A 25,397-nucleotide genomic window follows, 5' to 3' on the forward strand; every position below is an offset into this window, starting at 1 on the left:
GCTGCGCCGCGAAAATCAGACCCGCACGAACTGCATGCGCGTGGCGCCGCCGAGTTCCAGCACGTCGCTTTCCTGCAGTCCGACGGGGTCGGCGCCGAGCGGAGCGCCGTTGAGCGTGACGCCGCCCATGATGGTGGAGGCCATGTAGCCCTGCCGGCGGCGCGTGACGACCGCAACCGCAACGCCGGGCTTGCCAATGGTGGTGACCACTTTCTGCAGCGGCACTTCCTGCCCCTGGTCGGCGCCGGAAAGAACGCGCAGCACGGGCACGCCCAGTTCGAGCAGCGCGCCGGCTTCGGTGGGCGCGGCCGACAGCGGAACGGACGCCGGGTACTCGCCGCGCGCATTGCGCGTGGAAGCGGCATTGGCGGCCACGCTGCTGCGCGCGCGGAAGTGCAGGCGGCAGCCACCGATTTCGATGACGTCGTTGTCCTTGAGCTTCTGCTGCTTCTGGACAACGATCGCATTGACGTAGGTGCCGTTGGTGCTGTTGAGATCTTCAATTTCGACTTCGGCGCCGCGCATGTGCAGCACGGCATGCTCACCGCTGACGGCGAGATTGTCGAGCACGATGTCGTTGTAGGCGCGCCGCCCCAGCGTGGTCCGGTCTTTGGCAAGCGCCATTTGCCCGATGACAGTGCCATCGATCGAAATGATCATCTTCGGCATTGCCGACTCCCTGAATGCATGTTTTTATTCAGGCGCACTGCCAACGCGCGCCCTGGCCAGGACAACTGAAATATTGTCCCGGCCGCCATTGTCGTTGGCAACCGCAACCAACAGTGAGGCTTTCTGCTGAAGCTCGACATCGTGATTCAAAAGCGTGAAAAGCTGCGCATCCGGGACCATCTCGCTGAGCCCGTCGGAGCAGAGCATATAGAGATCGTCGGGCCTTGCGGTGTGTTCGTGCATTTCCAGCACCACCTGTGGCTCCACGCCCATGGCGCGCGTCACCAGGTTGCGGTGCGGTGAAATCAGCGCTTCTTCGGCCGTGATGGCGCCGGCGTCGAGCTGCTGCTGGCGCAGCGAGTGGTCGCGCGTGAGCTGCTCGAGCTTGTTGTTGCGAAGGCGGTAGCAGCGCGAATCGCCGATGTGGCCGACCAGCACGCGCTGCGGCCGGAACGCGGCCAGCACCAGGGTGGTTCCCATGCCCTGCAGTTCGGCATTGTCCAGGCCGGCATCGAAGATGGCGGAATTGGCCTCGTCGGTGGCCGCCTGCAAGGCACGCCGGACCACCCGCGCCGGCGCCTGCAGGCCGGCTTGCGCGAACCAGCGCGCGAAGCTGGCCTGCACCAGCGACACGGCCATGGCGCTGGCCACTTCGCCGCCCTTGTAGCCGCCCATGCCATCGGCCAGCACCGCCAGGCCGAGGGCCGGGTCGACGCGCAGGTCGTCCTCGTTGTGGGCGCGCGTGCGCCCGACATCGGTCAGCGCCGCAAACTCCCACACGAGATGGGGCCGGGTGGAAAAAAGGGACGCGCCGACACTTGCCATATATTTTCAAAAAGCGTCGACGCGCGACGGTTTCAGTGCCCCGCAACGGCTTGCGCGCGCCGCTGAAGCAGGCGGCCCACGGCCACCACGAACAACGCACCGGCGGCTGCCGCCGCATAGTGCAGCCAGGGGTTTGCAACCAGCACCTCCCGCAGCGAGACGTCGCTTGCAATGGTTTCGCCGCCGACCCAGCCGATCAGGGCGGCGCCCAGCATGACGACGATCGGAAAGCGTTCCATCAGCTTGATCATGAGCGTGCTGCCGAAGATCACCAGCGGAATGCTGATGGCCAGGCCAAGCACCAGCAGCACCATGTTGCCCTGCGCAGCGGCCGCCACGGCAATCACGTTGTCCAGGCTCATGACCAGGTCGGCCAGCAGGATGGTGCGCACGGCCGCCATCATGCTGCCGTATTCCTTGGCATCGCCTTCGCCTTCGTCTTCTTCGCTCAGCAGCTGAAGGCCGATCCACAGCAGCAGCAGGCCGCCGACGATCTGCAGATAGGGCAGCGCCAGCAGCTTGGCCGCCACCACCGTGAGCACGATGCGCAGCACCACGGCCGCGCCCGAGCCGAACAGAACGGCTTTTTGCTGCTGCGCGGGCGGCAGCGAACGGGCCGCCATGGCAATCACCACGGCGTTGTCGCCCGAAAGAATGATGTTGATCCAGACAATCTTGATCAGGCCGATCCAGAAGTCGGTGCTTTGAAGGAGTTCCATGTCTCTTGTTCCACTGTGTTGTAGTGAAAAAAGCGCCCGCAATCCAGATTGCGGGCGCTTTTTCTTTTTGCGTGGGATCGCGGAGAAACTGCCGGGGCTTGTCTAGAGCTGTGCCTTGAGCAGCTTGGCAAGTTCCGAGAAGTTGCGCGTCACGGTGAAGCCGCACTCCTCCATGATGGCGAGCTTGGCATCGGCCGTGTCGGCGCCGCCCGAGATCAGCGCGCCGGCGTGGCCCATGCGCTTGCCGGGAGGGGCGGTGACACCGGCGATGAAGCCGACCACCGGCTTCTTCATGTGTTCCTTGCACCAGCGGGCCGCGTCGGCTTCGTCGGGGCCGCCGATTTCGCCGATCATGATGACGGCGTCGGTGTCGGGGTCGTCGTTGAAGGCCTGCATCACGTCGATGTGCTTCAGGCCATTGATCGGGTCGCCGCCAATGCCGACGGCCGACGATTGGCCAAGGCCGATTTCGGTGAGCTGCGCCACGGCTTCATACGTGAGCGTGCCCGAGCGGCTGACCACGCCGATGCGGCCCTTGCGGTGGATGTGGCCGGGCATGATGCCGATCTTGATTTCGTCGGGCGTGATCAGGCCGGGGCAGTTGGGACCCAGCAGCAAGGTCTTCTTGCCGCCGGCCGCTTCCTTGGCCTTCATCCTGTTGCGCACTTCGAGCATGTCGCGAACCGGAATGCCTTCGGTGATGCAGATCGCCATGTCCAGGTCGGCCTCGACGGCTTCCCAGATGGCGGCCGCGGCACCTGCCGGCGGCACGTAGATCACCGACACGGTGGCGCCGGTTTGCGAGGCGGCTTCCTTCACCGAACCGAAGATCGGGATGTTGAAGATCGACTCGCCGGCCTTCTTGGGATTCACGCCCGCCACGAAGGCGTTCTTGCCGTTCGCGTATTCCTGGCACTTCTCGGTGTGGAACTGGCCGGTCTTGCCGGTGATGCCTTGCGTGATGACTTTGGTGTCTTTGTTGATGTAGATCGACATGACTTGTTCCTTAGGCCTTGGCCTTGACCGCTGCAACGACCTTCTGGGCCGCGTCCGCCATGGTGTCGGCGCTGATGATCGGCAGGCCCGAATCGGCCAGCAGCTTCTTGCCTTCGACTTCGTTGGTGCCCTTCATGCGCACGACCAGCGGCACTTGCAGGTTCACGGCCTTGCAGGCCGCGATCACGCCGGTGGCGATGGTGTCGCACTTCATGATGCCGCCGAAGATGTTGACGAGGATGGCTTCCACGTTCTTGTTCTTCAGCATGATCTTGAAGGCTTCGGTGACCTTCTCGGGGGTGGCGCCGCCGCCCACGTCCAGGAAGTTGGCCGGCTCGCCGCCGAACAGCTTGATGGTGTCCATGGTGGCCATGGCCAGGCCGGCACCGTTCACGAGGCAGCCGATGTTGCCGTCCAGGCTGATGTAGGCGAGGTCGAACTTGGAGGCTTCGACTTCGGCCGCGTCTTCTTCGTCGAGGTCGCGCAGGGCCACGATTTCGGGGTGGCGGAACAGCGCGTTGCTGTCGAAGTTGAACTTGGCGTCCAGCGCCATGACCTTGCCCTTGCTGTCACGGTTGAGCGGGTTGATCTCGACCAGCGAGGCGTCCGTCTCCATGTAGCAGGTGTAGAGCTTCTTGAGGATGTCGACCGTTTGCGCGGTCGAGTCGGCCGGCATGCCGATGCCGTCGGCGATCTGCTTGGCTTGCGCGTCGGTGAGGCCGGCCGCAGGGTCGGCGAACACCGTGATGATCTTCTCTGGCGAGGAGTGGGCCACTTCCTCGATGTCCATGCCGCCTTCGCTCGACGCGATGAACGCGACCTTCTGGGTCGCGCGGTCGGTCACGGCCGAGATGTAGTATTCCTTGTTGATGTCGGCGCCATCTTCGATGTAGAGGCGGCGCACCTTCTGGCCTTCGGGGCCGGTCTGGTGGGTCTTGAGCTGCATGCCGAGAATTTCGCCGGCGAGCTTCTTGACGTCTTCGATGGACTTGGCCACCTTGACGCCACCGCCCTTGCCGCGGCCACCCGCGTGGATCTGGGCCTTGACGACCCATACCGGGCCTCCAAGTTTCTGGGCGGCCTCGACCGCCTCCTGAACCGTGTAGGCCGGAATGCCGCGCGGCACCGGCACGCCGAACTTGGCAAGAATTTCCTTGCCTTGGTACTCGTGAATCTTCATGAGGGATGTCTCTCGGAAGGAGGTTGAGAACGGGAGATCTGGGGTCTGAGGCGTCTTTGGCTCTGTTGCTCGCGGGCGACGGCAGCCTGGCGGCTGGGGGCGGCGAACAACCGCGGACTGTATCATGGTGCGGCGCACCAATACACGAGGCGACCTTGCGGTCAATACGTACTTTCTTCTAGCTCCTCTACGCATACTCCGATATGGCCAAGGTTTTCATCGACGGCGAAGCCGGCACCACCGGTTTGCAGATTCGCGAGCGGCTCCAGACGATGCCGCAGATCGAACTCGTGAGCATTGCGCCCGAGCTGCGAAAAGACGCGGCCGCCAAGCGCGAGCTGATGGCCGGCGTCGACCTGGTGGTGCTGTGCCTGCACGACGATGCGGCGCGCGAATCGGTCGCGCTGATCGATCAGCTGTCGGGCAAAAAGCCCAAGATCATCGACGCCTCCACCGCGCACCGCGTGGCGCCCGGCTGGGTGTTCGGCTTTCCTGAACTGGTGGAAGGCCACTGGCAGGCCGTGGCCGCGGCGGACCGCGTCGGCAACCCGGGCTGCTATGCGACGGGCGCCATCGCCATGGTGCGCCCGCTGGTCGATGCCGGCCTGCTGCCGGCCGACTTTCCGATTTCGCTGCCTTCGGTGAGCGGCTATTCGGGCGGCGGGCGGGCCATGATCGAAGACTACGAGAACGGCAAGGCGCCGCTTTTCGAGACCTATGCGCTCGGCCTCAAGCACAAGCACATCCCTGAAATCATGAAGTACACCGGCCTGACCCGCCGGCCGGTCTTCATTCCTTCGGTGGGCAATTTCAAGCAGGGCATGCTGGTGCAGCTGCCGCTGCACCTCGACCTGCTGCCCGGCAAGCCGAAGGCCGGCGACCTGCACGAGGCCCTGGCCGCGCACTACGCCAAGAGCAACACGCCCGAGCATTTCGTGAAGGTGCTGCCGCCCACCAACGACGGCAAGCTCGACGCGCTGGCGCTCAACGACACCAACAATCTCGAGATCCGCGTGTTCCCGAACGAGGACCACCGCCACGCCGTGGTGATCACGCGCCTCGACAACCTGGGCAAGGGCGCGAGCGGCGCCGCGGTGCAGAACCTGAAGCTGATGCTGGCGCTCTGAGCGCCAGCCACCGGCAGGCGGCGGATCGTCAGCCGGCTTCGAGCAGGCGCCGCAGCGACTGCAGGTCGCGCGCGATCCAGGCGGCGTCGCGCTCGAAGGCCGCATCGTCCATGTGCGGCTGGCGCAGCAGCGTGAACTGCAGTTCGCAGATGCCCGGCGCGACGCCGATCACGCGGAACGGCAGATAGACCTCGGGCACGCCCTCGGGGGCCACCCAATGGTCGAGCACGCCGAATTCGTTGGCCGGCGTGAAGCGCAGGCGGGCTTCGCCGTCCGGCGTCGTGGCCACCCAGTGATCGCCATGCGGGACCAATGCGCTCTTGGCCAGGCCGCTGGCCCAATCGGGCAGCCGCGCCGGATCGGAAGCCAGCGCATAGGCATGGCGCCAGTCGCAGGCCACGCGCTGCGTGACGACGCGGGACTGCGCCGCGGGATCTTCATTCGTTGCCATCGAAATCGCTCCTGAGTACCTTGGCCACCACCGCGCCCGAAAAGCCGCGCGCCAGCAGGAAGCGGGTTTGCTTGGCACGCTCCTTCGCATCGGCGGGCGGTGCGTCGAAGCGGCGGCGCCACAGGGCCGTGGCGCGCTCCACTTCGGTGTCCTGCAGGCTGGCCACGGCCTGTGCAATGGCCTCCGGTGCAATGCCCTTGGCCTGCAGTTCCTGCCGCACCCGCAGTGCGCCCGAGCGAGCGGCGCGCTGGTCCAGCACCGAGGCCACCACGCGCGGCTCGCTGATGAAGTCCTTTGCGGCCAGCTCGTCGAGTGCGCGGGCCAGTTCGCCGGGTGCTTCTTCGTGCCTGGCCAGCTTGCGCTCCAGCTCCGCGCGCGAATGCTCGCGCTGGCTCAGGAGCCGCAGCGCGCGGCCTTTGAGGGAGGGGGCACCGAAAGCCATGCGCCGCTTCCGTGCGTGCTCGCCTGCTTACTCGCCCTTGTCGGCTTTGTCGGCCTTGGCCGCCTTGGCGGGCTTCTCGGCCTTTTCCGGGGCGGGGGCGTTGGCATCGGCCGCCAGCAGCGGAATGCCCAGCGACTCGCGCACCTTGTTCTCGATCTCGCGCGACAGCTCGGGGTTCTCGCGCAGGAACTCGCGGGCGTTGTCGCGGCCCTGGCCGATCTTTTCGCCGTTGTAGGCGTACCAGGCGCCCGACTTGTCGAGGATCTTGGCCGTGACGCCCATGTCGATGATTTCGCCTTCGCGGCTGATGCCTTCGCCGAACAGGATGTCGAACTCGGCCGTCTTGAAGGGAGGCGAGACCTTGTTCTTCACCACCTTGACCTTGGTTTCGTTGCCGATGGCCTCGTCGCCCTTCTTGATGGTGCCGATGCGGCGGATGTCCAGCCGCACCGAGGCGTAGAACTTCAGCGCATTGCCGCCGGTGGTGGTTTCGGGCGAGCCGAACATCACGCCGATCTTCATGCGGATCTGGTTGATGAAGATGACCATGCAGTTGGTCTTCTTGATGGTGGCGGTGAGCTTGCGCAGCGCCTGGCTCATCAGGCGGGCCTGCAGGCCGGGCAGCGAGTCGCCCATTTCGCCTTCGATTTCGGCCTTGGGCGTGAGCGCGGCGACCGAGTCGACCACGATCAGGTCGACGGCGCCCGAGCGCACCAGCGAATCGACGATTTCGAGCGCCTGCTCGCCGGTGTCGGGCTGGCTGATGAGCAGGTCGGACAGGTTCACGCCGAGCTTCTGGGCGTACTGCACGTCGAGCGCGTGCTCGGCATCGACAAAAGCGCAGGTGCCGGCCTGCTTCTGCATCTCGGCGATGACCTGCAGCGTGAGCGTGGTCTTGCCCGAGGATTCCGGGCCGTAGATTTCGATGACGCGGCCGCGCGGCAGGCCGCCGACGCCCAGCGCGATGTCCAGGCCCAGCGAGCCGGTGGAAACCACCTGCACGTCTTCGAGCGCCTCGCCCTCGCCGAGCCGCATGATCGTGCCCTTGCCGAACTGCTTTTCGATCTGGGCCAGGGCGGCTTGCAGTGCCTTGGCCTTTTCGCTGCCTGCGACCGAGATGCTGGTGCCTTTGACGAGTGCGTCCATGAAGAAATCTCCTTGAAAATCAACGGTTTGTGTGTGGTTGCGGTCCGTCTGCTTTTAATTACAGGCTGGATGCTTGAACAGTAGTGTAGAGGCTCGTTGGTTTGAGTAAACCCATTTTTTGGTCAGTTTGCTTTACCATCTAGCCGATGGCCGAACAAGCTTTTCCGACCGATCCGGACGCCTGGCGGCAAACCCACCTGGGCCGCCTGCTGGGCCATGCGATGCGCCGCTTCGACGAGCGCGTGCTCGAACTCATGGCGCACGACGCCGACGTACCGCTGGCGCTGTCGAACCTGGCCGCGCGCGCCCAGGTGAGCGCCGCGCACATCCACATCACGCGGCACCTGGCGCGCGAGGGCTCGCGCCTGACCGAGCTGGCCGCGCGCGCCGGCATGACCAAGCAGGCGATGGGCGCCTTGGTGGATCAGTGCGAGGCCTGGGGCCTGGTCACGCGCGGGCCCGATCCACTCGACGCGCGGGCGCGGCGCGTGCTCTTCACCACCGACGGCCTCGCGTGGCTCGACGCCTTCCGCAGCGCGGTGACGCAGGCCGAGCGCGAGTTCCGCGCCAGCGTGGGCCACGACATTGCCACCGTGGTAACCATCGGACTGGAAGCCTACACAGAGGGCTAGACTCGGCTGGAGCGAGACATATGTGAACGCGGCGCCGGCGCGGCGCCCGAACCGGCCGGAGGTGGCTCATGCGGATTCTGATTGCCGAAGACGACCAGGTGCTGGCCGATGCCCTGCTGCGCAGCCTGCGCACCTCGGGCGCGGCGGTCGACCACGTGGCGAACGGATCGCAGGCCGACACCGCGCTCATGACGCACAGCGAGTTCGACCTGCTGATCCTGGACCTGGGGCTGCCCAGCCTGCACGGCATCGAGATTCTCAAGCGGCTGCGTGCGCGCGGCTCGCAGCTGCCGGTGCTGGTGCTCACCGCGGCCGACAGCGTGGAGGAACGCGTCAAGGGCCTGGACCACGGCGCGGACGACTACATGGCCAAGCCCTTCAGCCTGCAGGAGCTCGAGGCGCGCGTGCGGGCGCTCACGCGGCGCGGCATGGGCGCCACCAGCAACACGATCAAGCACGGCCCGCTGGTGTACGACCAAGCCGGCCGGGTGGCCACCATCGACGGCAAGATGGTCGAGCTCTCGGCGCGCGAACTGGGCCTGCTGGAGGTGCTGCTGCAGCGCGCCGGCCGCTTGGTCAGCAAGGACCAGCTGGTGGAGCGGCTGTGCGAATGGGGCGAGGAAGTGAGCCTGAACGCGATCGAGGTCTACATCCACCGGCTGCGCAAGAAGATCGAGAAGGGGCCGGTGCGCATTGCCACGGTTCGCGGGCTCGGTTACTGCCTCGAGAAAATCCCTTGAATCGATCGCGGCACATGGTGCGCGAAGACCGGGGGCGAGTCCTTTGAAACTCTTTCAGCGCGCGCAGCGCTCCCTGTTCGGCGAGATCCTCGACTGGATGCTCACGCCGCTGCTGCTGCTGGTGCCGGTGAGCATCGGCGTGACGTGGCTGGTGGCGCAGGGCATTGCCAATGCGCCCTTCGACCGCGCGCTCGAATACAACGTGCAGACGCTGGCGCGGCTGGTCACGGTGCGGCAGGGGCAGACGCAATTCGTGCTGCCGCAGCCGGCGCGCGAGATCCTGCGGGCCGATGGCGCCGACCGCGTTTATTACCAGGTGCTCGACAGCCACGGTGCGCTGCTCAGCGGCGAGCCCGATGTGCCGCATCCCAACACCGACGAGCCCCCGGTCCCCGGCGTGGTCACGCTGCGAAACGGCGAGATGCGCGGCAAGTCGGTTCGCGTGGCATCGCTGTGGCTCGCCGGCCCCGACAGCGAAGCGGAGCCGGCGCTGCTGCAGGTGGCCGAAACGCGCGAGAAGCAGTCGGTGCTGGCCACCGAGATCATCAAGGGCGTGCTGCTGCCGCAGTTCGCGATCCTGCCGCTGGCGGTGCTGCTGATCTGGCTGGCGCTGGTGCGCGGCATCAAGCCGCTGTCGGTGGTGGAGGCGCGCATCCGCGAGCGGCGCCCGGGGGACCTGAGCCCGCTGGACGAATCGTCGGTGCCGCTCGAAGTGGTGCCGCTGGTGTCTTCGGTGAACGAACTGCTCGACAAGCTCAACGATTCGATCCACACGCAAAAGCGCTTTCTGGCCGATGCGGCGCACCAGCTCAAGACGCCGCTCGCGGGCCTGCGCATGCAGGCCGACCTGGCGCAGCGCGAGGGCGCCAATGCCGACGAGCTCAAGCAGTCGCTCAAGCAGATCGGCCGCGCCAGCGTGCGCGCCACCCACACGGTGAACCAGCTGCTCTCGCTCGCGCGCGCCGAAAGCACCGGCGCCGGCACCGGCCGCCAGGCCTGCGACCTGGCGCGGCTCACCATCGAGGTGGTGCGCGAAGCGGTACCGCGCGCGATCGAGAAGCGCATCGACCTGGGCTACGACGGTGCCGAGGCGGGCGCGCCCGGCGTGGTGATCGAAGGCAACCAGACCCTGCTGAAGGAGCTGGTGCGCAACCTGCTCGACAACGCGATCAACTACACGCCCTCGACCGCCGAGCGGACCGGCGTGATCACCGCGCGCGTGCTGGCCGACCCGTTCGGCCGCGTGGTGCTGCTGCAGGTGGAGGACAACGGGCCGGGCATTGCGGAAGCCGACCGCGAACTGGTGTTCGAGCCGTTCTACCGCGTGCTCGGCAACGAGGCCGACGGCTCGGGGCTGGGCCTGCCGATCGTGCGCGAGATTGCCAACCAGCACCATGCACAGGTAAAGCTGGAAGATGCGCATCCGGGCCGGCAGCCGCCGGGGGTGCGCTTCACGGTGCGCTTCGAGGGCGAAGCCGCGCCCTGAGGCGCAGCGCCTTCAAGGCGCGCCCTTGGCGTCCTTGCGGATCTGGAGCCACTCGGGGTGCACCTGGCGCGCGAGGCGCTGCGGTTCGCGCTCATTGAGGCTCGCAGGCGCCAGGCCGAAGCCGGCGAGATCGCCGCGCGACCACAGCCAGTAGCCGAGGTTGGCGATGAGCAGGGCAATGAGTACCAGGCGCAGCTTCATGGTGACCGGCCTCAGAACGCCATGCCGCGCGGGCGCACGCTGACTTCATCGCTCGAGATCAGCTGCAACCCGTCGGCCGTGCGCACCTGGAGCTCGCCGCCCCAGGCCACGCCTTCGCACAGGCCGAAGCCGCCGTCGCTGAGCTGAACCTCCCGGCCGCGCAACGCGTCGCGCGCGGCAAAGCGTTCGGCAAACGGCGCGAAGCCCTGCGCCTCGAAGGCCTGCACGCTGTGCACCAGCGGTGCGGCCAGCTCGGCCAGCACCTCGGGCGCGGTGGCATCGGGGCGCCACTGGCGCAGCCAGGCCGGCGGGGTGCGCATGCCATCGGCTTCGCGCGGGCCGATGTTGATGCCGATGCCGATCACCAGGTAGCGCGGCGGGGCCGGCACGTCGGCACCGCCCGTGTGCGGCATGGCGGTTTCGATCAGGATGCCGGCCAGCTTGCGGTCGTTCACCCACAGGTCGTTGGGCCACTTGAGCGCGACCTTGGCCGCGCCCGTGGGATCGAGGCTTTCGGCCACGCTCACGCCCACGGCCAGCGAAAGGCCCGCCCAGTCGCGCGGCGCGAGCGGCAGGCCCAGCGAGAAGGTGAGGGAGGCGGCGCTTTTTTCTTCGCCCTGCTGCGCGCTCTGCCAGGGCCGCCCGAGCCGGCCGCGCCCGGCGGTCTGGCGCTCGGCCACCAGCAGGATCGGCTCGACACGTCCGGCGCGCGCGCGGCGCATTAGCTCGGTGTTGGTGGAGGCTATCTCGGCCACGGCCTCGACCGCAAAGCCGGGCAGCAGCGGCGCCACCGCCGCGGCGATCCGGTCTTCGAACCAGGCAGCCGTGGTGCTCATGTTCAGGCCTTGCCGGCCTCGTCCTTCTTGGACTTCTTTTTTTCCGGCTTCTTTTCGGCCTTCTTTTCAGTTTTCTTTTCGGCCTTCTTGTCCGCCTTTTTGGCTTCCTTTTTCTCGGCCTTTTTCTTGTCGGCCTTCTTCCTGGCCTTTTTCTTCTTTTTCTTTTCCTCGTCTTCGTCCTTGGGCGTCAGCAGCGTGCCGCGGCAATTCTCGGAGCCGCACCAGCAGGGGAATTCGGACAGCAGCTTCGGCGTGTAGGGCTCGTCGATGATCAGGCCGTAGTCGTAGTTGAGCTCTTCTCCTGCAGCAATGTTGCGCAGCGCCTTGATATAAACGCGCCCATCGATCTCGTCGGCCTCGCAGTTCGGTTCGCACGAATGATTGATCCAGCGCGCGGCGTTGCCCTTGACGTTGCCGTCGATCACCCGCCCGTCGTCGATGTGGAAGTAGAAGGTGTGGTTCGGCTGGGCCGGGTCGTGCGGATGGCGGCGCAGCGCCTCTTTCCAGTTGATGACCTCGCCCTTGTATTCGATCAGCGTCTCGCCTTCCGCCAGGTCCTGGACGGCGAACACGCCGTTGCCGTGGACGGTGGAGCGCCGCGTCTGAATGCGGCGGCCGCCGGAAAGTGGGGATTTGGAAGGCATCGCCGAAGTCTGTTAGGTTGAATATGCACACATGCGCGTGTGCGCGTGCGCACACGCGGGAAGCCGCAGATTGTATGTGGCCCCCACGCTCCCGCACTGCGTGTCGTCGCTGCCCCCCGAGGGGGCCGCAGGCCGCCTTGGGGCGGCCCGGCGCCGGCCTGAGAACTCTTGTTTAGGAATTGTTGATGAAGACCTTGGTAATCGCAGAAAAGCCGTCGGTGGCACAGGACATCGTCCGTGCACTCACGCCGGTGGCCGGCAAGTTCGACAAACATGACGAGCATTTCGAGAACGACAGCTATGTCGTGACCAGCGCTGTCGGCCACCTGGTCGAAATCCAGGCGCCCGAGGAGTTCGACGTCAAGCGGGGCAAGTGGAGCTTCGCGAACCTGCCGGTGATTCCGCCCCACTTCGACCTGAAGCCGGTCGACAAGACGAAGACGCGCCTGAACGCCGTGGTCAAGCAGGCCAAGCGCAAGGACGTGACGCAGCTCATCAACGCCTGCGACGCGGGCCGCGAGGGCGAGCTGATCTTCCGCCTGATCGAGCAGTACGCGGGCGGCAAGACCGGCCTGAACAAGCCCGTGAAGCGCCTGTGGCTGCAGTCGATGACGCCGCAGGCCATCCGTGACGGCTTCGACGCGCTGCGCACCGAAAAGCAGATGCAGGGCCTGGCCGATGCCGCGCGTTCGCGCTCCGAGGCCGACTGGCTGGTGGGCATCAACGGCACGCGCGCCATGACGGCCTTCAATTCGCGCGACGGCGGTTTCTTTCTGACGACGGTGGGCCGCGTTCAGACGCCCACGCTGTCGGTGGTGGTCGAGCGCGAGGAAAAAATCCGCAAGTTCGTGAGCCGCGACTACTGGGAAATCCACGGCGCGTTCCAGGCCGAGGCCGGCCAGTACCCGGGCAAGTGGTTCGACGCCAACTTCAAGAAGCCGCCGCCCGGCCCCGACGGCGTGGCCGACGCGGAGATCCGCGCCGACCGCGTGTGGAGCGAGCGCGAGGCGCGCGAGATCGCCGATGCGGCGCGTGGCAAGCCCGCCACCGTGACCGAGGAAAGCAAGCCCACCACCCAGGCCTCGCCGATGCTGTTCGACCTGACCTCGCTGCAGCGCGAGGCCAACGGCCGCTTCGGCTTCTCGGCCAAGACCACGCTGGCGCTGGCGCAGAGCCTGTACGAACGCCACAAGGCGCTGACCTATCCGCGGACCGACTCTCGCGCGCTGCCCGAGGACTACCTGCCGGTGGTGAAGGACACCATGAAGATGCTCGCCGACAGCGGCATGAAGCACCTCGCGCCCTTCGCGCAGCAGGCGGTCGATGGCAGCTACGTGAAACCGAACAGGCGCATCTTCGACAACGCCAAGGTGTCGGACCACTTCGCCATCATTCCCACGCTGCAGGCGCCCAGCGGCCTCTCCGACGCCGAGCAGAAGCTCTACGACTTCGTGGTGCGCCGCTTCATGTCGGTGTTCTTCCCGAGCGCCGAATTCCAGGTGACCACCCGCATCAGCACGGTGGAAACCGGCGGCAGGAAGTACCCCTTCCGCAGCGACGGCAAGGTGCTGGTCAAGCCGGGCTGGCTGGCCATCTGGGGCAAGGAAGCCATCAGCGACGACGACGAGAAGGACGGCAAGAACCTGGTGGTGGTGAAGCCGGGCGAGACGGTGAAGACCGAATCGGCCGACCTGAAGGCGCTGAAGACCCGGCCGCCCGCGCGCTATTCGGAAGCCACGCTGCTGGGCGCCATGGAAGGCGCCGGCAAGACCATCGACGACGACGAGCTGCGCGAGGCCATGCAGGAAAAAGGCCTGGGCACGCCAGCCACGCGCGCGGCCACCATCGAAGGCCTGATCACCGAAAAGTACATGCTGCGCGAAGGCCGCGAGCTGATCCCGACCGCCAAGGCCTTCCAGCTCATGACGCTGCTGCGCGGCCTGGGCGTGGAAGAACTCTCCAAGGCCGAGCTCACGGGCGAATGGGAATACAAGCTCGCGCAGATGGAGAAGGGCGCGCTGAGCCGCGACGCCTTCATGCGCGAGATCGCCGAGATGACGCAGCACATCGTCAAGAAGGCGAAGGAATACGACCGCGACACCGTGCCGGGCGACTACACGACGCTTTCCACACCATGCCCCAACTGCGGCGGCGTGGTGAAGGAGAACTACCGCCGCTACGGCTGCGTCGGCAAGAGCGGCGCGGGCGAGGACGCCTGCGGCTTCTCGTTCGGCAAGTCGCCGGCCGGGCGCACCTTCGAGGTGGCCGAGGCCGAGGCGCTCGTGCGCGACAAGCACATCGGCCCGCTGGAAGGCTTCCGATCCAAGGCCGGCTGGCCCTTCACCTCCGAGATCATCCTGAAGTACGACGAGGAAGCGAAGAACTGGAAGCTGGAGTTCGACTTCGGCGACGACAAGAACGGCGACACCGGCGAGATCGTCGACTTCAGCGAGCAGGACACGGTGGGCCCGTGCCCGGTCTGCGGCGCACCGGTGTTCGAGCACGGCAGCAACTACGTCTGCGAGAAGTCGGTGCCCACCACCGCGCAGCCGACGCCCAGCTGCACCTTCAAGACCGGCAAGATCATCCTGCAGCAGCCGGTGGAGCGCGCGCAGATGGAAAAGCTGCTGGCCACCGGCAAGACCGACCTGCTCGACAAGTTCGTGAGCATGCGCACGCGCCGCGCCTTCAAGGCCTTCCTGACGTGGAACGCCGAGGAGGGCAAGGTGACCTTCGAATTCGCGCCGCGCGAAGGCGGCAGCAAGTTCCCGCCGCGCAAGACCTTCGGCAAGGCCGCGCCGGCGGGCAAGACCGCGGCGGCCAAGAAGGTGGCGGCGAAGAAGACGCCCGCCGCCAAGAAGGCGCCGGCCGCGAAGAAAGCCGCCGCGCCGCGCAAGCCCGGCGCGGGCCTGAAGCCCAGCGACTCGCTGGCTGCGGTGATCGGCGCCGAACCGGTGGCGCGCACCGAGGTCATCAAGAAGCTCTGGGACTACATCAAGGCCAATGGCCTGCAGGACGCGACCAACAAGCGCGCGATCAATGCCGACGCCAAGCTCAAGCCGGTGTTCGGCAAGGACCAGGTGACGATGTTCGAGCTCGCGGGCATCGTGGGCAAGCACCTGTCGGCGCCATGAGGGCCGGGCGCAGGCGTTTCGCCGCTGGCCTGGCGGCCGGCACCGCGGCATTGCTGCTTGCCGGCACGGCCGGCCTGGCGCAGGCCGCGGCATGGCCCGACCGGCCCGTGAAGCTGGTGGTGCCGTTCCCGCCCGGGCAGGCCACCGACATCTTCGCGCGCGCACTGGCCGAGCAGCTCGGCAAGCGGCTGGGCCAGCCGGTGATCGTGGACAACAAGGCCGGCGCCGGCAGCAACATCGGCACCGAGTTCGTGGTGCGCTCGCCGGCCGACGGCTACACGCTGGTGGTGGCGGGCAGCGCGATGGCGGTGAACCAGACGCTCTATGCCAAGCCGGGCTTCGATCCGCGCAAGGACTTGGTGGGCATCTCGCTCATCGCCACGGTGCCGCTGGTGTTCCTGGCCACGCCCGAAAGCGGCATCCGCAGCATGGCCGAGCTGGCCGCACGGGCCAAGGCCGAGCCCGGCCGGCTGAGCTATGCGAGCGCCGGCATCGGCGGCACGCAGCATCTGTCGGGCGAGATGTTCAAGTCGGCCGCGCATGTGTTCATCACCCACATTCCGTACCGCGGCAGCGGGCCGGCGCAGTCGGACTTCCTGGGCAACCAGATTCCGCTGATGGTCGATTCGGTGACGGCCGCGCTGCCGCACATCAAGTCGGGCAGGGCGGTTGCACTGGCGGTGACTTCGGCCAAACGCTCCTCACAGCTGCCTGACGTACCCACCGTGCGCGAAAGCGGCGTGGCCGGCACCAGGGACTTCGAGGCCGTGGGCTGGCTCGGCCTGATGGCGCCGCGCGGCACGCCGGCCGAGATCACGGCGCGGTTGAACCAGGAAGTGACCGAGATCCTGAAGAGCGAGCAGATGGCGCGCTTCATCCGCGACCGCGGTTCGGAGCCCGCGCCCACCACGGGCGCCGAGTTCGACCGTTTCGTGGCGAACGAGATCCAGCGCTGGGGCGGCGCGGTGAAGGCGTCGGGCGCCAAGCCCGAGTAGCCCACGGCGCCGGTCAGGCGAGGACCGGCGACGTTTCCTCCGCGCTGCGGTCGGCATCCGCCAGCAGCCAGCGACGAAAGTGGTCGAGCGTGGCCAGTTGCCCGCGGCCCTCGGGGTAGCAGAACCAGTAGCCCTGGTCGCCGCGGTAGCCGCCGTCCGGCAGCGGCTCGTCCACGAGCCCCGAAGCGATCTCGTCCTGCACCAGGCAGCGCGGCACCAGTGCCACGCCCATGCCCACCATTACCGCGCGGATCATGGTCTGGAACTGGTCGAACTGCGGGCCTGCGAGCGGATCGAGCCCGCGCACGCCGTGCGCCTCGCTCCACTGCAGCCACGATTGCGGCACCGTCACGTGGCGCAGCAGGGTGCAGCGCGCCACGTCCTGCGGCGTGCGGATGGCGGCTTCGGCCAGCTCCGCGCGCGGCGCGATCAGCGCCACGTCCCGCCCGGCGAGGTAATGCGAGCGCGCACCGGGCCAGTGGCCGTCGCCGAACAAAATGGCGCAGTCGAGCTCGGGCCGCTCGAAGTCGTAGCCATGCACGAAGGGGACGAAATGCAGCGTGATCTGGGGATGCAGGCGCTGGAAGTCGGGCAGGCGCGGAATCAGCCACTTGGCGCCGAAGGTGGGCAGGGTGGACAGGTGCAGCGCGCCGCCGCCGTCGCCGCTGGTGATGAGTTCCAGCGTGGCCGCCTCCAGCTGCGCGAGCACGGCGCGCACGGCCTTCTCGTAGCGCTCGCCCGCGGGCGTGAGCGCCAGGCGCTTGCGGCTGCGCTCGAACAGCGGCGCGCCGATCCAGCGCTCCAGCTCCTGCACCTGCTTGCTGACCGCGCCCTGCGTCAGGTGCAGCGCCTCGGCAGCGCGCGAGACACCGCCGAAGCGCACCACGGTCGAAAAGGCGCGCAGCAGGTTCAGGGGCGGGTTGAGGCGGCGGAGCGACATGGCTGGATGCCCATTAAAACATTCCAAATCAGAATGTTAGCTGGTCTATCCTTTGCTTCAAGCAATGCAGCAACTCTTGCTTCATTACTTCCGTCTCATTGGAAAAACCCCCATGCAACGTCGTCATCTTCTTTCCGCCCTGGCCGCTGTTTCTGTCGCTCCTGGAATATCCTTTGCCCAGCAGGGCAAGCCGATCCGCATGATCGTGCCCTTCCCGCCCGGCGGCGCCACCGACATCACGGCGCGCGTGCTGTCGGAGCCGCTGGCCAAGATCCTCCAGCAGCCCGTGGTCATCGACAACCGCGCCGGTGCCGGCGGCTCCATCGGCATGGCCGAAGTGGCCCGCTCCGCGCCGGATGGCCTCTCTTTCGGCGTGGCCACGCTCTCCACGCATGGCGTGAACCCGGCCGTGTACCAGAAGCTGCCCTACGACCCCGTCAAGGGCTTTGTTGCCGTGACGGAGCTGGTGAAGGCGCCGGGCGTGGTCGTCATCAACCCGCGGGTGCTGCCGGTGCAGAGCTTCGCGGAACTCGTGAAGTACCTGAAGGCCAATCCGGGCAAGGTGTCGTATGCATCGCCGGGCAACGGCACCATCGGCCACATGTGGGGCGAACTCTTCAAGAGCAGCACCGGAACCTCGATGGTGCACATCCCCTATCGCGGTGCGGGCCCGGCCATCAACGACGTGCTCGCGGGCGAGGTGCCGGTGTACTTCGACCAGGTGGCTTCTTCGCTGCCGCACGTGAAGGCGGGCAAGCTCAAGGCGCTGGCCGTGTCCTGGAGCAGCCGGCTCGACGTGCTGCCCGAGGTGCCGACCTACCGCGAGCTCGGCTATCCGGCCAACAACGATCCGTCGTGGTTCGGGCTGGTGGCGCCCGCCGGCACGCCGGCCGACATCGCGCTGCGCATGCAGCAGGCCGTGGCCACGGCGCTGAAGGACGCCTCGGTGCGCGAGCGTCTGGCGCTGCAGGGGCTCTATGCGTCGGGCACCACGCCGGCCGAGTTCACCAAGCAGATCGACAGCGAGATCGAGAAGATGAAGAAGGTTGCCGCCTTCGCTCGCATCCGATTGGACTGATCTCGCCCGCCTATGCATCCTGTCCTGAAACTGATCCAAACCCGCGCCCAGGTGACGAGCGTTGCCGGGCACACGCCGCTGGTGCTCGATTCGCCGCACAGCGGCACCGTCTACCCCGAGGACTTCCGGCCCGTGTGCGACATCGCCACGCTGCGCCGCGCCGAGGACACGCACGTCGAGAAGCTCTACGCCTTTGCGCCCGCCATGGGCGCGGCGTGGATCGAGGCGCACTTTCCGCGCAGCTACCTGGACGCCAACCGCGACACCACCGAGCTGGACACCGCGCTGCTCGACGGCCCGTGGACCGGGCCCCTGTCGACCGACCCGCGCGTGCTTTCCAAGGTGCGGCTCGGCAAGGGCCTGGTCTGGAAGCTCACCGACGAGGGGCTGCCCATCTACGACCGCCTGCTCGGCGTGGACGAGGTGCGCGCGCGCATCGACAACTGCTGGCGGCCCTATCACGCGGCGGTGGCCGAGGCGATCGACGCGGCGCATGCGCGGCACGGCTACAGCATCCACATCAACTGCCACTCGATGCCGGCGGTGGCGGGCAGCCATGCCACCGATTTCCCGGGCCTCTTGCATGCGGACTTCGTGATCGGCGACCGCGACGGCAGCACCGCCGACCCGGCGCTGTCGCAAAGGATCTGCGAGCACCTGCGCGCGCGCGGCTACAGCGTGGACTACAACCATCCCTACAAGGGCGTGGAGCTGGTGCGCCGGCATGGCCGGCCGGCCGGGCACCGGCACAGCATCCAGGTCGAGGTCAACCGCAGGCTCTACATGGACGAGGCCACGCTGGCGCTCGACGAGGCGGGCGCGGCGCGGCTGCGGCAGGATCTGCAGTCGATGGTGGCGATGCTGCTGGCCACCGATCCGCGCTGATCAACAACCCTGCCGTCGGCCGGTGTGTTGTTACAGGGCCGGAAAGATGCCGGCCTATAGTGGCCGCAAGTCCCACCCTTGCCTGGAGTTTTACGTGAAGCCATTCATTGCAGCTGTTCTTGCCATTGCGATGGGCGCCCTGGCGGCGGGCTGCGCCGGCACGGGCCCGGCCGGCGGCAGCGACCGCACCGTCTCGCCGTCCGGCAGCGGCGTCACGGTGTTCGGAACCATCGATGCGGGCGTGAGCGGCAGCACGAACCGATCCGACCGGCGCTAGCCGGCCGGGGCGCCCGTCAGCGCCGCAGCAGCGCCTGGCGCAGCACCCGCGCCGCGCGGTCGCGGATCCGGCCGTGCCCCGCATCCGGCAGGGTACGCGGCGCGACCTTCGCGGTGGCGCAGGCCCACAGGAAGTCATGCAGGATGGGCGTGTCGTCCACCGTTTCGGTGCTGCCGTACTTGTGGAATTCGGGGTGCCACTGCGTGGCGGCGATGTAGCTGCGGCCCCTGTCGGCGCTGCGGCGAATGGCCTCGGGCACGCGGTCGGGCAGGCTCCAGGCCTCGATCTCGAAACCCGGCGCCAGGTCTTTCACGCCCTGGTGGTGGATGCTGTTGACCTTGGCGGTCTTCACCTCGGGATAGAGCCTGGCCAGGCGCGTGCCCTCGACGATCTCGATCTGGTGGAAGTTCTGGTCATAGGTGACCGGGTCTCGGTGCCGGACGGTTTCGGGATGCTGGTGCTGCGCCTCGATGTCCTGGTAGAGCGTGCCGCCGAAGGCCACGTTGATCAGCTGCAGCCCGCGGCAGACGCCGAAGATGGGCTTGCCGGCCTGTTCGAAGGCTTCGACCAGCGCCAGGTCGTACAGGTCGCGAAGGCGGTCGCCCACCCACGCATCCTGCAGCGGCACCTCGCCGTAGCTGCCGGGCCAGACGTCGGCGCCGCCGTGCATCACGACGCCGTCGAGCCATTCGGCATAGTGCGAGAGCTTGGTGTCGCCGCGCGCGGTTTCGCCCGTGGGGCAGGGCACCATCACCACCATGGCACCGGCCGACATGAGCCAGTGCGCGATGGACTGTTCGACGTACTGCAGCGTCTTGTTGGTGAACAGCGAACGCGCCGGATCGGCATGGGAAAAACAGGCGGACAAGCCGATCTTCAGCCGGGCGGAAACGGGTTGCGGCATCGCGGGACGGGCAGGACGTGCTGTGCGGAAAGGAAAGTCCATTGTGGCGCTTTGGCCTCTCGCACGGGGTCGGACGACACGCCAAGTATGCTTTCAACGCCGCCACGACCAAGAAGGAAGACAAGCCATGAAAACGATCAAGGGCCCGGCCATATTCCTGGCCCAGTTCGCCGGGGACGCAGCGCCGTTCAATTCGCTCGACGCCATTGCCGGCTGGGCCGCGGGGCTGGGCTACAAGGGCGTGCAGATCCCGAGCTGGGACGCGCGCCTGTTCGACCTCAAGAAGGCCGCCCAGAGCAAGACCTACTGCGACGAAGTCAAGGGCACGCTCGCCGTGCACGGGCTCGAGATCACCGAGCTGTCGACCCATCTGCAGGGCCAGCTGGTCGCGGTGCATCCGGCCTACGACGCGGGCTTCGACGGCTTCGCGGCGCCCGAGGTGCGCGGCGACCCGGTGCGGCGCCAGCAGTGGGCGGTGGAGCAATTGCACTTCGCGGCCAAGGCTTCGGCCAACCTGGGGCTCGCGGCGCACGCCACCTTCTCGGGCGCGCTGGCCTGGCCGTACCTCTACTCGTGGCCGCCGCGCCCGCCGGGGCTCATCGAGGAGGCCTTCGACGAACTCGCGCGCCGCTGGCGCCCGATCCTCGATGCCTTCGACGCGGCGGGCGTGGACGTGGGCTACGAGATCCATCCGGGCGAAGACCTGCACGACGGCGTGAGCTACGAGATGTTTTTGGAGCGCGTGAACAACCATCCGCGTGCCTGCCTGCTGTACGACCCGAGCCATTTCGTGCTGCAGCAGCTCGACTACCTGGCCTACATCGACCACTACCACGAGCGCATCAAGATCTTTCACGTGAAGGACGCCGAGTTCAACCCGACCGGCAAGCAGGGCGTGTACGGCGGCTTCCAGAGCTGGATCAACCGCGCGGGGCGTTTCCGCTCGCTGGGCGACGGGCAGGTGGATTTCAACGCCATCTTCTCGAAGATGGCGCAGTACGACTTTCCGGGCTGGGCGGTGCTGGAGTGGGAGTGCTGCATCAAGCACCCCGAGGACGGCGCGCGCGAGGGCGCGGCCTTCATTGCCGACCACATCATCCGCGTGGCGGAGCGGGCTTTCGACGATTTTGCGGCGGGCGGCGTGGACGTGGCCGCGAACAAGCGGGTGCTCGGGATCGGCTGAGGCGCTTTTCAGCTATATTTTTGATAGCATCAAACACTTGGCCGGCGGGTGTTTGATGCCTGATTCACCGATACGTTGTTTTTAAGGCAAGCAACTGTCATGCCCCGCGCGCTATAATGTCGGGTTCGTTTCGATACCACGACGAAGCACTTTTCGTCACTCCGCCGGCTGACCTGTACCGTCCCTTGGATTTTTCAGGCCTCTTTCTTTCAAGCCGGCTTCACAGTGTGTTGGAGCGCCAGACCGGGCGCCCATGATTGCCACCACTGCCTTCGTTCTTGTTGAAGCGAATAGCGCGTCCGCCGCGCCATTCCGGCCGGCCCACGCCCGTTTTCAATTATTTTTTTGGCATTTTGCGCACACTTTTCGCGCAGGGTGCCCAGGCTTCATGGACATCATTCAACACAGTATCGCGGTGGGCAAGTACCTTGTTTCTCCGCTCATTCGCCATCAGGACGACGGCAATTTCGCCGCGTCCGTCTCGATCCGCTCCGGCCGCGGCAGCGGCATGCACGACCGCGTGATGCGTTTCACGCCGCGCTTTGCCAGCCACGCCGCCGCCGCACGCTATGCCGTCGCCCAGGGCCTCGGCTGGGTGCGCGAACGCCACCCCCGCAGCGCGCCGCTCGCTTTGCCGTGCGCGGGCTGAAACAATCACGCCCATCTTCATATCCAACACACATCGAACGAGAATTCAGAGGTAATCACACATGCCCAAGGAAGAACTGATCGAAATGAACGGCGCAGTGACCGAAGTCCTGCCCGACTCGCGCTACCGCGTGACGCTCGACAACGGCCATCAGCTGATCGCCTACAGCGGCGGCAAGATGCGCAAGCACCACATCCGCATCCTGGCGGGTGACAAGGTGTCGCTCGAACTCTCGCCCTACGACCTGACCAAGGGCCGTATCACCTTCCGCCACCTGGAGCGTCGCGGCCCGCCGCCGACCAACTCCGGCAACAACAACGCACCTCGCCGCTGATCCGCGACGGACGAAGGGCCTTGCAAGCGCCGTGCGACGGGCGCTTGGCGAGGCCTTTGTTTTTGTTGCGGCCGTTCGGCTGCAAAACGATGACCACATCCCCTTCCACAGCCGGCGGCCCCCAGGCCGACAACGGCTTTGCCACGCTGGCGCTCTCGCCCCAGATGCTGGCCAACCTCACGCAGCTCGGCTACACGCAGATGACGGCGATCCAGGCGGCCGCGCTGCCGCCGGCGCTGCTCGGCAAGGACCTGATCGCGCAGGCCAAGACCGGCAGCGGCAAGACCGCCGCCTTTGCGCTGGCGCTGCTCGCCAACCTCAACGCACGCCGCTTCGCCATCCAGGCGATGGTGCTGTGCCCGACGCGCGAACTGGCCGACCAGGTCACGACCGAGATCCGCCGCCTGGCGCGCGCCGAGGAAAACATCAAGGTGGTCACGCTCTGCGGCGGCGTGGCGCTGCGCGGGCAGATTGCCAGCCTGGAGCACGGCGCACACATCGTGGTGGGCACGCCGGGCCGCATCATGGACCACCTGGAGCGCGAGAACCTGAACCTCGAGGCGCTCAACACGCTGGTGCTCGACGAAGCCGACCGCATGCTCGACATGGGCTTCTTCGACGACATCGTGAAGGTGGCGCGCCAGTGCCCGAAGGAGCGCCAGACGCTGCTGTTCTCGGCCACCTACCCCGAAGGCATCGCCAAGCTCGCGCAGCAGTTCATGAAGAGCCCGCAGCAGATCACGGTGCAGGCGCAGCATGAAGGCAGCAAGATCCGCCAGCGCTGGTACCAGGTGAAGGACAGCGAACGGCTGCACGCCGTGAGCCTCTTGCTCGACCATTTCCGCCCCGTCAGCACGCTGGCTTTCTGCAACACCAAGCAGCAGTGCCGCGATCTCGTCGAGGTGCTGCAGGCGCAGGGCTTCAGCGCGCTGGCGCTGTTCGGCGAACTGGAGCAGCGCGAGCGCGACCAGGTGCTGGTGCAGTTTGCCAACCGCAGCTGCTCGGTGCTGGTGGCCACCGACGTGGCCGCGCGCGGGCTCGACATCTCGCACCTTGAAGCGGTGATCAACGTCGACGTGACGCCCGACGCCGAAATCCATATCCACCGCATCGGCCGCACCGGCCGCGTGGGCCAGCAGGGCGCCGCCGAAGGCCTGGCGCTGAACCTGGCCAGCATGAACGAGATGGGCAGCGTCGGCAAGATCGAGCAGCTGCAGGGCCGCGAATCCGAATGGCACGAACTGGCCGAGCTCACGCCGGCCACGGGCGCGCCGCTCGCGCCGCCCATGGCCACGCTGCAGATCGTGGGCGGGCGCAAGGAAAAGATCCGCGCCGGCGACGTGCTGGGCGCGCTGACCGGCGACTGCGGCTATGCCAAGGACCAGGTCGGCAAGATCAACGTCAACGAGTACTCGACCTATGTTGCGGTGGACCGCAGCATTGCCGAAGAAGCCGCACGCAAGCTGGACAACGGCCGCGTGAAAGGCAAGAGCGTCAGGGTGCGCCTGCTGACACCGCAGTCGACCTGACATCCCTCCCATGGCCCTCCGTTTCGGCGCTTGGCAGATGAAATCTGCCGATGTGGCCTAATCGGGGGTCGAACATCCTTTTTATCCGAGCTTTCCATGCCCAAGAAAATCCGTACCGAAGCCGACCGTCTTGCCAGCCCGAAGCCGACTCCCATGCCCGGCTACACCGCGCCTCGCACCGGTGGCGGCCAGAAGATCAGCCTCGAGCGCGGCACCGCCACGCGCAGCAAGAAGAACCCGGGCAAGCGCCCCACCAAGGGCGGCTGATCCAGCCCCGCGGCTCTTTCTTCGGAGCCACGACGAACGCGCCCCCGGGCGCGTTTTGTCATTGGGCCCGCTAAAACCAAGGCGGCCATGTCCGACGACAACCAGATCTTCATCCCGCCCTCGTTCTTCGCGGTCTACAGCGACGCGCGCCAGCGCCTACGCGAGCCGATCGCCGTGGTGCGCGAGCGCTACGAGATCTGCGAAGACCTTGCCAGCCACCTCGTGGGCCATGCGCAGATCCAGCACCACACCGAGGTGCCGGTGGAGAGCGAGATCCTGCGGCGCATCCATGCCGGGCTTGCAACGCCCGAAGCCGGCGTGTCCGTGGCCGAGGCCGGCTGGATCGTGCAGCGGCTGGCCGAACTGCTGGGCTGGCCCGGACCCGAGCCGGCACCGCCGGCCGAAGCGTAGATCCCCGGCGCGTCGCCGTGCGGTCCAAGGCTTATTTGTCGATGATCTTCCGGGCGAAAAGCTCGAGATAGTCCATCAGGCGGTTGGCGCCCGCGATGGCCGCGGCTTCGTCGCCGGTCGCGATGCCCTGGGCGAGTTCGAGGTGCGCATTCGCGCCTTCCACGATCTCGCCTTCGTGCTGGTAGGCGTACCAGAAGCGCCGGCACTGAACGATGAGCGGGGTCACCGCCTTCACCGCCGAATCGTTGTGGCTCGCCTGGTGGTTGACGAAGTCGAGCGCACGGTCGGCCTGCATGTAGTCGTTCAGGTCGCCGCGATGGGCCGCCTTCACCATCAGTTCGGCGCAGCGCACGATCTCCTTGCGCTGCAGCGCGGTGGCACGGCGCGCCGAGCAGGCCGCGATCAGCCGTTCGAGCACGCGCCGGGTCTGGACCACGTCGAGGTGGTCGGCCAGGTCGATGGTCGACACCAGCAGACCGCGGCGCGGCTGCTGCACGATGAGGCCGATCGACACCATGCGCATCAGCGCCTCGCGCACCGGCGTGCGGCCGAGGCCGGTGCGCTCGGCCAGGTCGGCTTCGACGATCTGGCTGCCGGGCTCCAGCTGCAGCGTGGAGAGCAGCGTCTCGATCGCGTCGTAGGCGAGGTCGGCGGCCCGTCGCTTGGGCTGGGGGCGGGGCGCGGTCTTCGGGGGGGGCATTGTTTTCTTTTGCTGCT

Annotated in this window: 29 protein-coding genes; 15 read left to right on the forward strand and 14 right to left on the reverse strand. The window is 67.0% G+C overall.

Features of this window, described 5'->3' with window-relative positions; genetic code table 11:
- Positions 1-15 precede the first annotated feature (15 nt).
- From QFZ47_RS12135 to sucC, 5 genes are all read right to left on the reverse strand, one after another.
- Positions 16-669, reverse strand: coding sequence for an FHA domain-containing protein (locus QFZ47_RS12135; protein WP_307655861.1), 654 nt, complete (start codon positions 667-669; stop codon positions 16-18).
- 24 nt (positions 670-693) lie between these two features.
- On the reverse strand, positions 694-1,494 hold the full coding sequence (locus QFZ47_RS12140) for a Stp1/IreP family PP2C-type Ser/Thr phosphatase (protein ID WP_307655862.1): 801 nt from the start codon (positions 1,492-1,494) through the stop codon (positions 694-696).
- Positions 1,495-1,526: 32 nt separating this feature from the next.
- Positions 1,527-2,213, reverse strand: coding sequence for a TerC family protein (locus QFZ47_RS12145; RefSeq protein WP_307655863.1), 687 nt, complete (start codon positions 2,211-2,213; stop codon positions 1,527-1,529).
- 102 nt (positions 2,214-2,315) lie between these two features.
- Positions 2,316-3,209, reverse strand: coding sequence for a succinate--CoA ligase subunit alpha (gene sucD / locus QFZ47_RS12150; RefSeq protein ID WP_307655864.1), 894 nt, complete (start codon positions 3,207-3,209; stop codon positions 2,316-2,318).
- Positions 3,210-3,219: 10 nt separating this feature from the next.
- The gene (gene sucC, locus QFZ47_RS12155) at positions 3,220-4,389 is read right to left on the reverse strand and encodes an ADP-forming succinate--CoA ligase subunit beta (protein ID WP_307655865.1); all 1,170 of its coding nucleotides are present in this window, start codon (positions 4,387-4,389) and stop codon (positions 3,220-3,222) included.
- Between the two features lie 203 nt (positions 4,390-4,592).
- Between sucC and argC the strand changes: the two genes are divergently transcribed.
- Positions 4,593-5,516, forward strand: coding sequence for an N-acetyl-gamma-glutamyl-phosphate reductase (argC, locus tag QFZ47_RS12160; RefSeq protein WP_307655866.1), 924 nt, complete (start codon positions 4,593-4,595; stop codon positions 5,514-5,516).
- A 28-nt stretch (positions 5,517-5,544) separates the two neighbouring features.
- On the opposite strand, the gene QFZ47_RS12165 is transcribed toward argC, so the two are convergent.
- The 3 genes from QFZ47_RS12165 to recA are packed head-to-tail and all read right to left on the reverse strand — an operon-like array spanning position 5,545 to position 7,555.
- On the reverse strand, positions 5,545-5,967 hold the full coding sequence (locus tag QFZ47_RS12165; RefSeq protein ID WP_307655867.1) for an SRPBCC family protein: 423 nt from the start codon (positions 5,965-5,967) through the stop codon (positions 5,545-5,547).
- On the reverse strand, positions 5,954-6,409 hold the full coding sequence (recX, locus tag QFZ47_RS12170) for a recombination regulator RecX (RefSeq protein ID WP_307655868.1): 456 nt from the start codon (positions 6,407-6,409) through the stop codon (positions 5,954-5,956). The genes QFZ47_RS12165 and recX overlap by 14 nt, the downstream gene beginning before the upstream one ends.
- Positions 6,410-6,436: 27 nt before the next feature.
- Positions 6,437-7,555, reverse strand: a complete 1,119-nt coding sequence (gene recA, locus QFZ47_RS12175; protein ID WP_307655869.1) for a recombinase RecA — start codon at positions 7,553-7,555, stop codon at positions 6,437-6,439.
- 146 nt (positions 7,556-7,701) lie between these two features.
- Between recA and QFZ47_RS12180 the strand changes: the two genes are divergently transcribed.
- From QFZ47_RS12180 to QFZ47_RS12190, 3 genes are all read left to right on the forward strand, one after another.
- On the forward strand, positions 7,702-8,187 hold the full coding sequence (locus QFZ47_RS12180; protein ID WP_307655870.1) for a MarR family winged helix-turn-helix transcriptional regulator: 486 nt from the start codon (positions 7,702-7,704) through the stop codon (positions 8,185-8,187).
- 68 nt (positions 8,188-8,255) lie between these two features.
- Entirely contained in the window at positions 8,256-8,927 is a 672-nt protein-coding gene (locus QFZ47_RS12185) for a response regulator (RefSeq protein ID WP_307655871.1), read from the forward strand.
- A 43-nt stretch (positions 8,928-8,970) separates the two neighbouring features.
- Positions 8,971-10,413, forward strand: a complete 1,443-nt coding sequence (locus QFZ47_RS12190) for a sensor histidine kinase (protein ID WP_307655872.1) — start codon at positions 8,971-8,973, stop codon at positions 10,411-10,413.
- A 12-nt stretch (positions 10,414-10,425) separates the two neighbouring features.
- Here the strand turns inward: QFZ47_RS12190 and QFZ47_RS12195 are convergent, their stop codons facing one another.
- Genes QFZ47_RS12195 through QFZ47_RS12205 form a run of 3 tightly spaced genes read right to left on the reverse strand, consistent with a single transcriptional unit; the run spans position 10,426 to position 12,094 of the window.
- Positions 10,426-10,614 carry a sporulation protein gene (locus tag QFZ47_RS12195; protein ID WP_307655873.1) on the reverse strand — a complete coding sequence of 63 codons (189 nt, stop codon included), beginning with the start codon at positions 10,612-10,614 and terminating at the stop codon, positions 10,426-10,428.
- Positions 10,615-10,625: 11 nt separating this feature from the next.
- Entirely contained in the window at positions 10,626-11,450 is an 825-nt protein-coding gene (locus QFZ47_RS12200) for a biotin--[acetyl-CoA-carboxylase] ligase (protein WP_307655874.1), read from the reverse strand.
- A gap of 2 nt (positions 11,451-11,452) precedes the next feature.
- A complete protein-coding gene (locus QFZ47_RS12205) occupies positions 11,453-12,094 on the reverse strand; it encodes an SET domain-containing protein (RefSeq protein ID WP_307655875.1) in 642 nt (213 codons plus the stop codon).
- 185 nt (positions 12,095-12,279) lie between these two features.
- On the opposite strand from QFZ47_RS12205, the gene QFZ47_RS12210 reads away from it, so the two are divergent.
- Both QFZ47_RS12210 and QFZ47_RS12215 read left to right on the forward strand, forming a co-directional pair.
- On the forward strand, positions 12,280-15,228 hold the full coding sequence (locus tag QFZ47_RS12210; RefSeq protein ID WP_307655876.1) for a DNA topoisomerase III: 2,949 nt from the start codon (positions 12,280-12,282) through the stop codon (positions 15,226-15,228).
- Positions 15,225-16,223 carry a tripartite tricarboxylate transporter substrate binding protein gene (locus QFZ47_RS12215; RefSeq protein WP_307655877.1) on the forward strand — a complete coding sequence of 333 codons (999 nt, stop codon included), beginning with the start codon at positions 15,225-15,227 and terminating at the stop codon, positions 16,221-16,223. The genes QFZ47_RS12210 and QFZ47_RS12215 overlap by 4 nt, the downstream gene beginning before the upstream one ends.
- Before the next feature lie 13 nt (positions 16,224-16,236).
- Here QFZ47_RS12215 and QFZ47_RS12220 read toward each other — a convergent pair whose 3' ends face one another.
- The gene (locus QFZ47_RS12220; protein WP_307655878.1) at positions 16,237-17,163 is read right to left on the reverse strand and encodes a LysR substrate-binding domain-containing protein; all 927 of its coding nucleotides are present in this window, start codon (positions 17,161-17,163) and stop codon (positions 16,237-16,239) included.
- A gap of 112 nt (positions 17,164-17,275) precedes the next feature.
- Here QFZ47_RS12220 and QFZ47_RS12225 point away from each other — a divergent pair, with 112 nt between their 5' ends.
- The 3 genes from QFZ47_RS12225 to QFZ47_RS12235 all read left to right on the forward strand — a co-directional run bounded on the left by QFZ47_RS12225 (position 17,276) and on the right by QFZ47_RS12235 (position 19,403).
- Positions 17,276-18,241: a tripartite tricarboxylate transporter substrate binding protein BugE gene (locus QFZ47_RS12225; protein ID WP_307655879.1), complete on the forward strand. Its 966-nt coding sequence runs from the start codon at positions 17,276-17,278 to the stop codon at positions 18,239-18,241.
- Positions 18,242-18,253: 12 nt separating this feature from the next.
- Positions 18,254-19,126 carry an N-formylglutamate amidohydrolase gene (locus tag QFZ47_RS12230; protein ID WP_307655880.1) on the forward strand — a complete coding sequence of 291 codons (873 nt, stop codon included), beginning with the start codon at positions 18,254-18,256 and terminating at the stop codon, positions 19,124-19,126.
- Between the two features lie 94 nt (positions 19,127-19,220).
- On the forward strand, positions 19,221-19,403 hold the full coding sequence (locus QFZ47_RS12235) for a hypothetical protein (RefSeq protein ID WP_307655881.1): 183 nt from the start codon (positions 19,221-19,223) through the stop codon (positions 19,401-19,403).
- A gap of 16 nt (positions 19,404-19,419) precedes the next feature.
- Here the strand turns inward: QFZ47_RS12235 and QFZ47_RS12240 are convergent, their stop codons facing one another.
- Entirely contained in the window at positions 19,420-20,307 is an 888-nt protein-coding gene (locus tag QFZ47_RS12240; RefSeq protein ID WP_307655882.1) for a gamma-glutamyl-gamma-aminobutyrate hydrolase family protein, read from the reverse strand.
- 127 nt (positions 20,308-20,434) lie between these two features.
- Between QFZ47_RS12240 and QFZ47_RS12245 the strand changes: the two genes are divergently transcribed.
- From QFZ47_RS12245 to QFZ47_RS12270, 6 genes are all read left to right on the forward strand, one after another.
- On the forward strand, positions 20,435-21,490 hold the full coding sequence (locus tag QFZ47_RS12245; protein ID WP_307655883.1) for a sugar phosphate isomerase/epimerase family protein: 1,056 nt from the start codon (positions 20,435-20,437) through the stop codon (positions 21,488-21,490).
- 388 nt (positions 21,491-21,878) lie between these two features.
- Complete coding sequence (locus QFZ47_RS12250) at positions 21,879-22,139, forward strand: hypothetical protein (protein ID WP_015867949.1); 261 nt, start codon at positions 21,879-21,881, stop codon at positions 22,137-22,139.
- Between the two features lie 61 nt (positions 22,140-22,200).
- Positions 22,201-22,473 (forward strand): translation initiation factor IF-1, encoded by a 273-nt coding sequence (gene infA, locus QFZ47_RS12255; protein WP_015867950.1) that lies wholly within the window; start codon positions 22,201-22,203, stop codon positions 22,471-22,473.
- 89 nt (positions 22,474-22,562) lie between these two features.
- Entirely contained in the window at positions 22,563-24,002 is a 1,440-nt protein-coding gene (gene dbpA / locus QFZ47_RS12260) for an ATP-dependent RNA helicase DbpA (RefSeq protein ID WP_307655884.1), read from the forward strand.
- Positions 24,003-24,098: 96 nt separating this feature from the next.
- A complete protein-coding gene (locus QFZ47_RS12265) occupies positions 24,099-24,269 on the forward strand; it encodes a hypothetical protein (protein ID WP_175543319.1) in 171 nt (56 codons plus the stop codon).
- Between the two features lie 87 nt (positions 24,270-24,356).
- Entirely contained in the window at positions 24,357-24,680 is a 324-nt protein-coding gene (locus tag QFZ47_RS12270; protein WP_307655885.1) for a hypothetical protein, read from the forward strand.
- A gap of 31 nt (positions 24,681-24,711) precedes the next feature.
- Here the strand turns inward: QFZ47_RS12270 and QFZ47_RS12275 are convergent, their stop codons facing one another.
- Positions 24,712-25,380, reverse strand: coding sequence for a GntR family transcriptional regulator (locus tag QFZ47_RS12275; protein WP_307655886.1), 669 nt, complete (start codon positions 25,378-25,380; stop codon positions 24,712-24,714).
- Between the last annotated feature and the right edge of the window lie 17 nt (positions 25,381-25,397).

Origin of the sequence: Variovorax paradoxus (genome assembly GCF_030815975.1) — a bacterium.
Taxonomy (GTDB): domain Bacteria; phylum Pseudomonadota; class Gammaproteobacteria; order Burkholderiales; family Burkholderiaceae_C; genus Variovorax; species Variovorax paradoxus_N.

What these genes read in the sequence shown, in the direction of transcription:
- QFZ47_RS12165 (WP_307655867.1), bottom strand. Translation starts at nt 5,967, where the DNA reads ATGGCAACGAATGAAGATCCCGCGGCGCAGTCCCGCGTCGTCACGCAG.
- QFZ47_RS12245 (WP_307655883.1), top strand. Translation starts at nt 20,435, where the DNA reads ATGAAAACGATCAAGGGCCCGGCCATATTCCTGGCCCAGTTCGCCGGG.
- QFZ47_RS12145 (WP_307655863.1), bottom strand. Translation starts at nt 2,213, where the DNA reads ATGGAACTCCTTCAAAGCACCGACTTCTGGATCGGCCTGATCAAGATT.
- QFZ47_RS12265 (WP_175543319.1), top strand. Translation starts at nt 24,099, where the DNA reads ATGCCCAAGAAAATCCGTACCGAAGCCGACCGTCTTGCCAGCCCGAAG.
- QFZ47_RS12270 (WP_307655885.1), top strand. Translation starts at nt 24,357, where the DNA reads ATGTCCGACGACAACCAGATCTTCATCCCGCCCTCGTTCTTCGCGGTC.
- recA (WP_307655869.1), bottom strand. Translation starts at nt 7,555, where the DNA reads ATGGACGCACTCGTCAAAGGCACCAGCATCTCGGTCGCAGGCAGCGAA.
- sucC (WP_307655865.1), bottom strand. Translation starts at nt 4,389, where the DNA reads ATGAAGATTCACGAGTACCAAGGCAAGGAAATTCTTGCCAAGTTCGGC.
- dbpA (WP_307655884.1), top strand. Translation starts at nt 22,563, where the DNA reads ATGACCACATCCCCTTCCACAGCCGGCGGCCCCCAGGCCGACAACGGC.
- QFZ47_RS12200 (WP_307655874.1), bottom strand. Translation starts at nt 11,450, where the DNA reads ATGAGCACCACGGCTGCCTGGTTCGAAGACCGGATCGCCGCGGCGGTG.
- QFZ47_RS12140 (WP_307655862.1), bottom strand. Translation starts at nt 1,494, where the DNA reads ATGGCAAGTGTCGGCGCGTCCCTTTTTTCCACCCGGCCCCATCTCGTG.
- QFZ47_RS12275 (WP_307655886.1), bottom strand. Translation starts at nt 25,380, where the DNA reads ATGCCCCCCCCGAAGACCGCGCCCCGCCCCCAGCCCAAGCGACGGGCC.
- QFZ47_RS12240 (WP_307655882.1), bottom strand. Translation starts at nt 20,307, where the DNA reads ATGCCGCAACCCGTTTCCGCCCGGCTGAAGATCGGCTTGTCCGCCTGT.
- QFZ47_RS12210 (WP_307655876.1), top strand. Translation starts at nt 12,280, where the DNA reads ATGAAGACCTTGGTAATCGCAGAAAAGCCGTCGGTGGCACAGGACATC.
- sucD (WP_307655864.1), bottom strand. Translation starts at nt 3,209, where the DNA reads ATGTCGATCTACATCAACAAAGACACCAAAGTCATCACGCAAGGCATC.
- QFZ47_RS12220 (WP_307655878.1), bottom strand. Translation starts at nt 17,163, where the DNA reads ATGTCGCTCCGCCGCCTCAACCCGCCCCTGAACCTGCTGCGCGCCTTT.
- QFZ47_RS12230 (WP_307655880.1), top strand. Translation starts at nt 18,254, where the DNA reads ATGCATCCTGTCCTGAAACTGATCCAAACCCGCGCCCAGGTGACGAGC.
- QFZ47_RS12180 (WP_307655870.1), top strand. Translation starts at nt 7,702, where the DNA reads ATGGCCGAACAAGCTTTTCCGACCGATCCGGACGCCTGGCGGCAAACC.
- QFZ47_RS12215 (WP_307655877.1), top strand. Translation starts at nt 15,225, where the DNA reads ATGAGGGCCGGGCGCAGGCGTTTCGCCGCTGGCCTGGCGGCCGGCACC.
- recX (WP_307655868.1), bottom strand. Translation starts at nt 6,409, where the DNA reads ATGGCTTTCGGTGCCCCCTCCCTCAAAGGCCGCGCGCTGCGGCTCCTG.
- QFZ47_RS12195 (WP_307655873.1), bottom strand. Translation starts at nt 10,614, where the DNA reads ATGAAGCTGCGCCTGGTACTCATTGCCCTGCTCATCGCCAACCTCGGC.
- QFZ47_RS12250 (WP_015867949.1), top strand. Translation starts at nt 21,879, where the DNA reads ATGGACATCATTCAACACAGTATCGCGGTGGGCAAGTACCTTGTTTCT.
- QFZ47_RS12135 (WP_307655861.1), bottom strand. Translation starts at nt 669, where the DNA reads ATGCCGAAGATGATCATTTCGATCGATGGCACTGTCATCGGGCAAATG.
- QFZ47_RS12225 (WP_307655879.1), top strand. Translation starts at nt 17,276, where the DNA reads ATGCAACGTCGTCATCTTCTTTCCGCCCTGGCCGCTGTTTCTGTCGCT.
- infA (WP_015867950.1), top strand. Translation starts at nt 22,201, where the DNA reads ATGCCCAAGGAAGAACTGATCGAAATGAACGGCGCAGTGACCGAAGTC.
- argC (WP_307655866.1), top strand. Translation starts at nt 4,593, where the DNA reads ATGGCCAAGGTTTTCATCGACGGCGAAGCCGGCACCACCGGTTTGCAG.
- QFZ47_RS12205 (WP_307655875.1), bottom strand. Translation starts at nt 12,094, where the DNA reads ATGCCTTCCAAATCCCCACTTTCCGGCGGCCGCCGCATTCAGACGCGG.
- QFZ47_RS12185 (WP_307655871.1), top strand. Translation starts at nt 8,256, where the DNA reads ATGCGGATTCTGATTGCCGAAGACGACCAGGTGCTGGCCGATGCCCTG.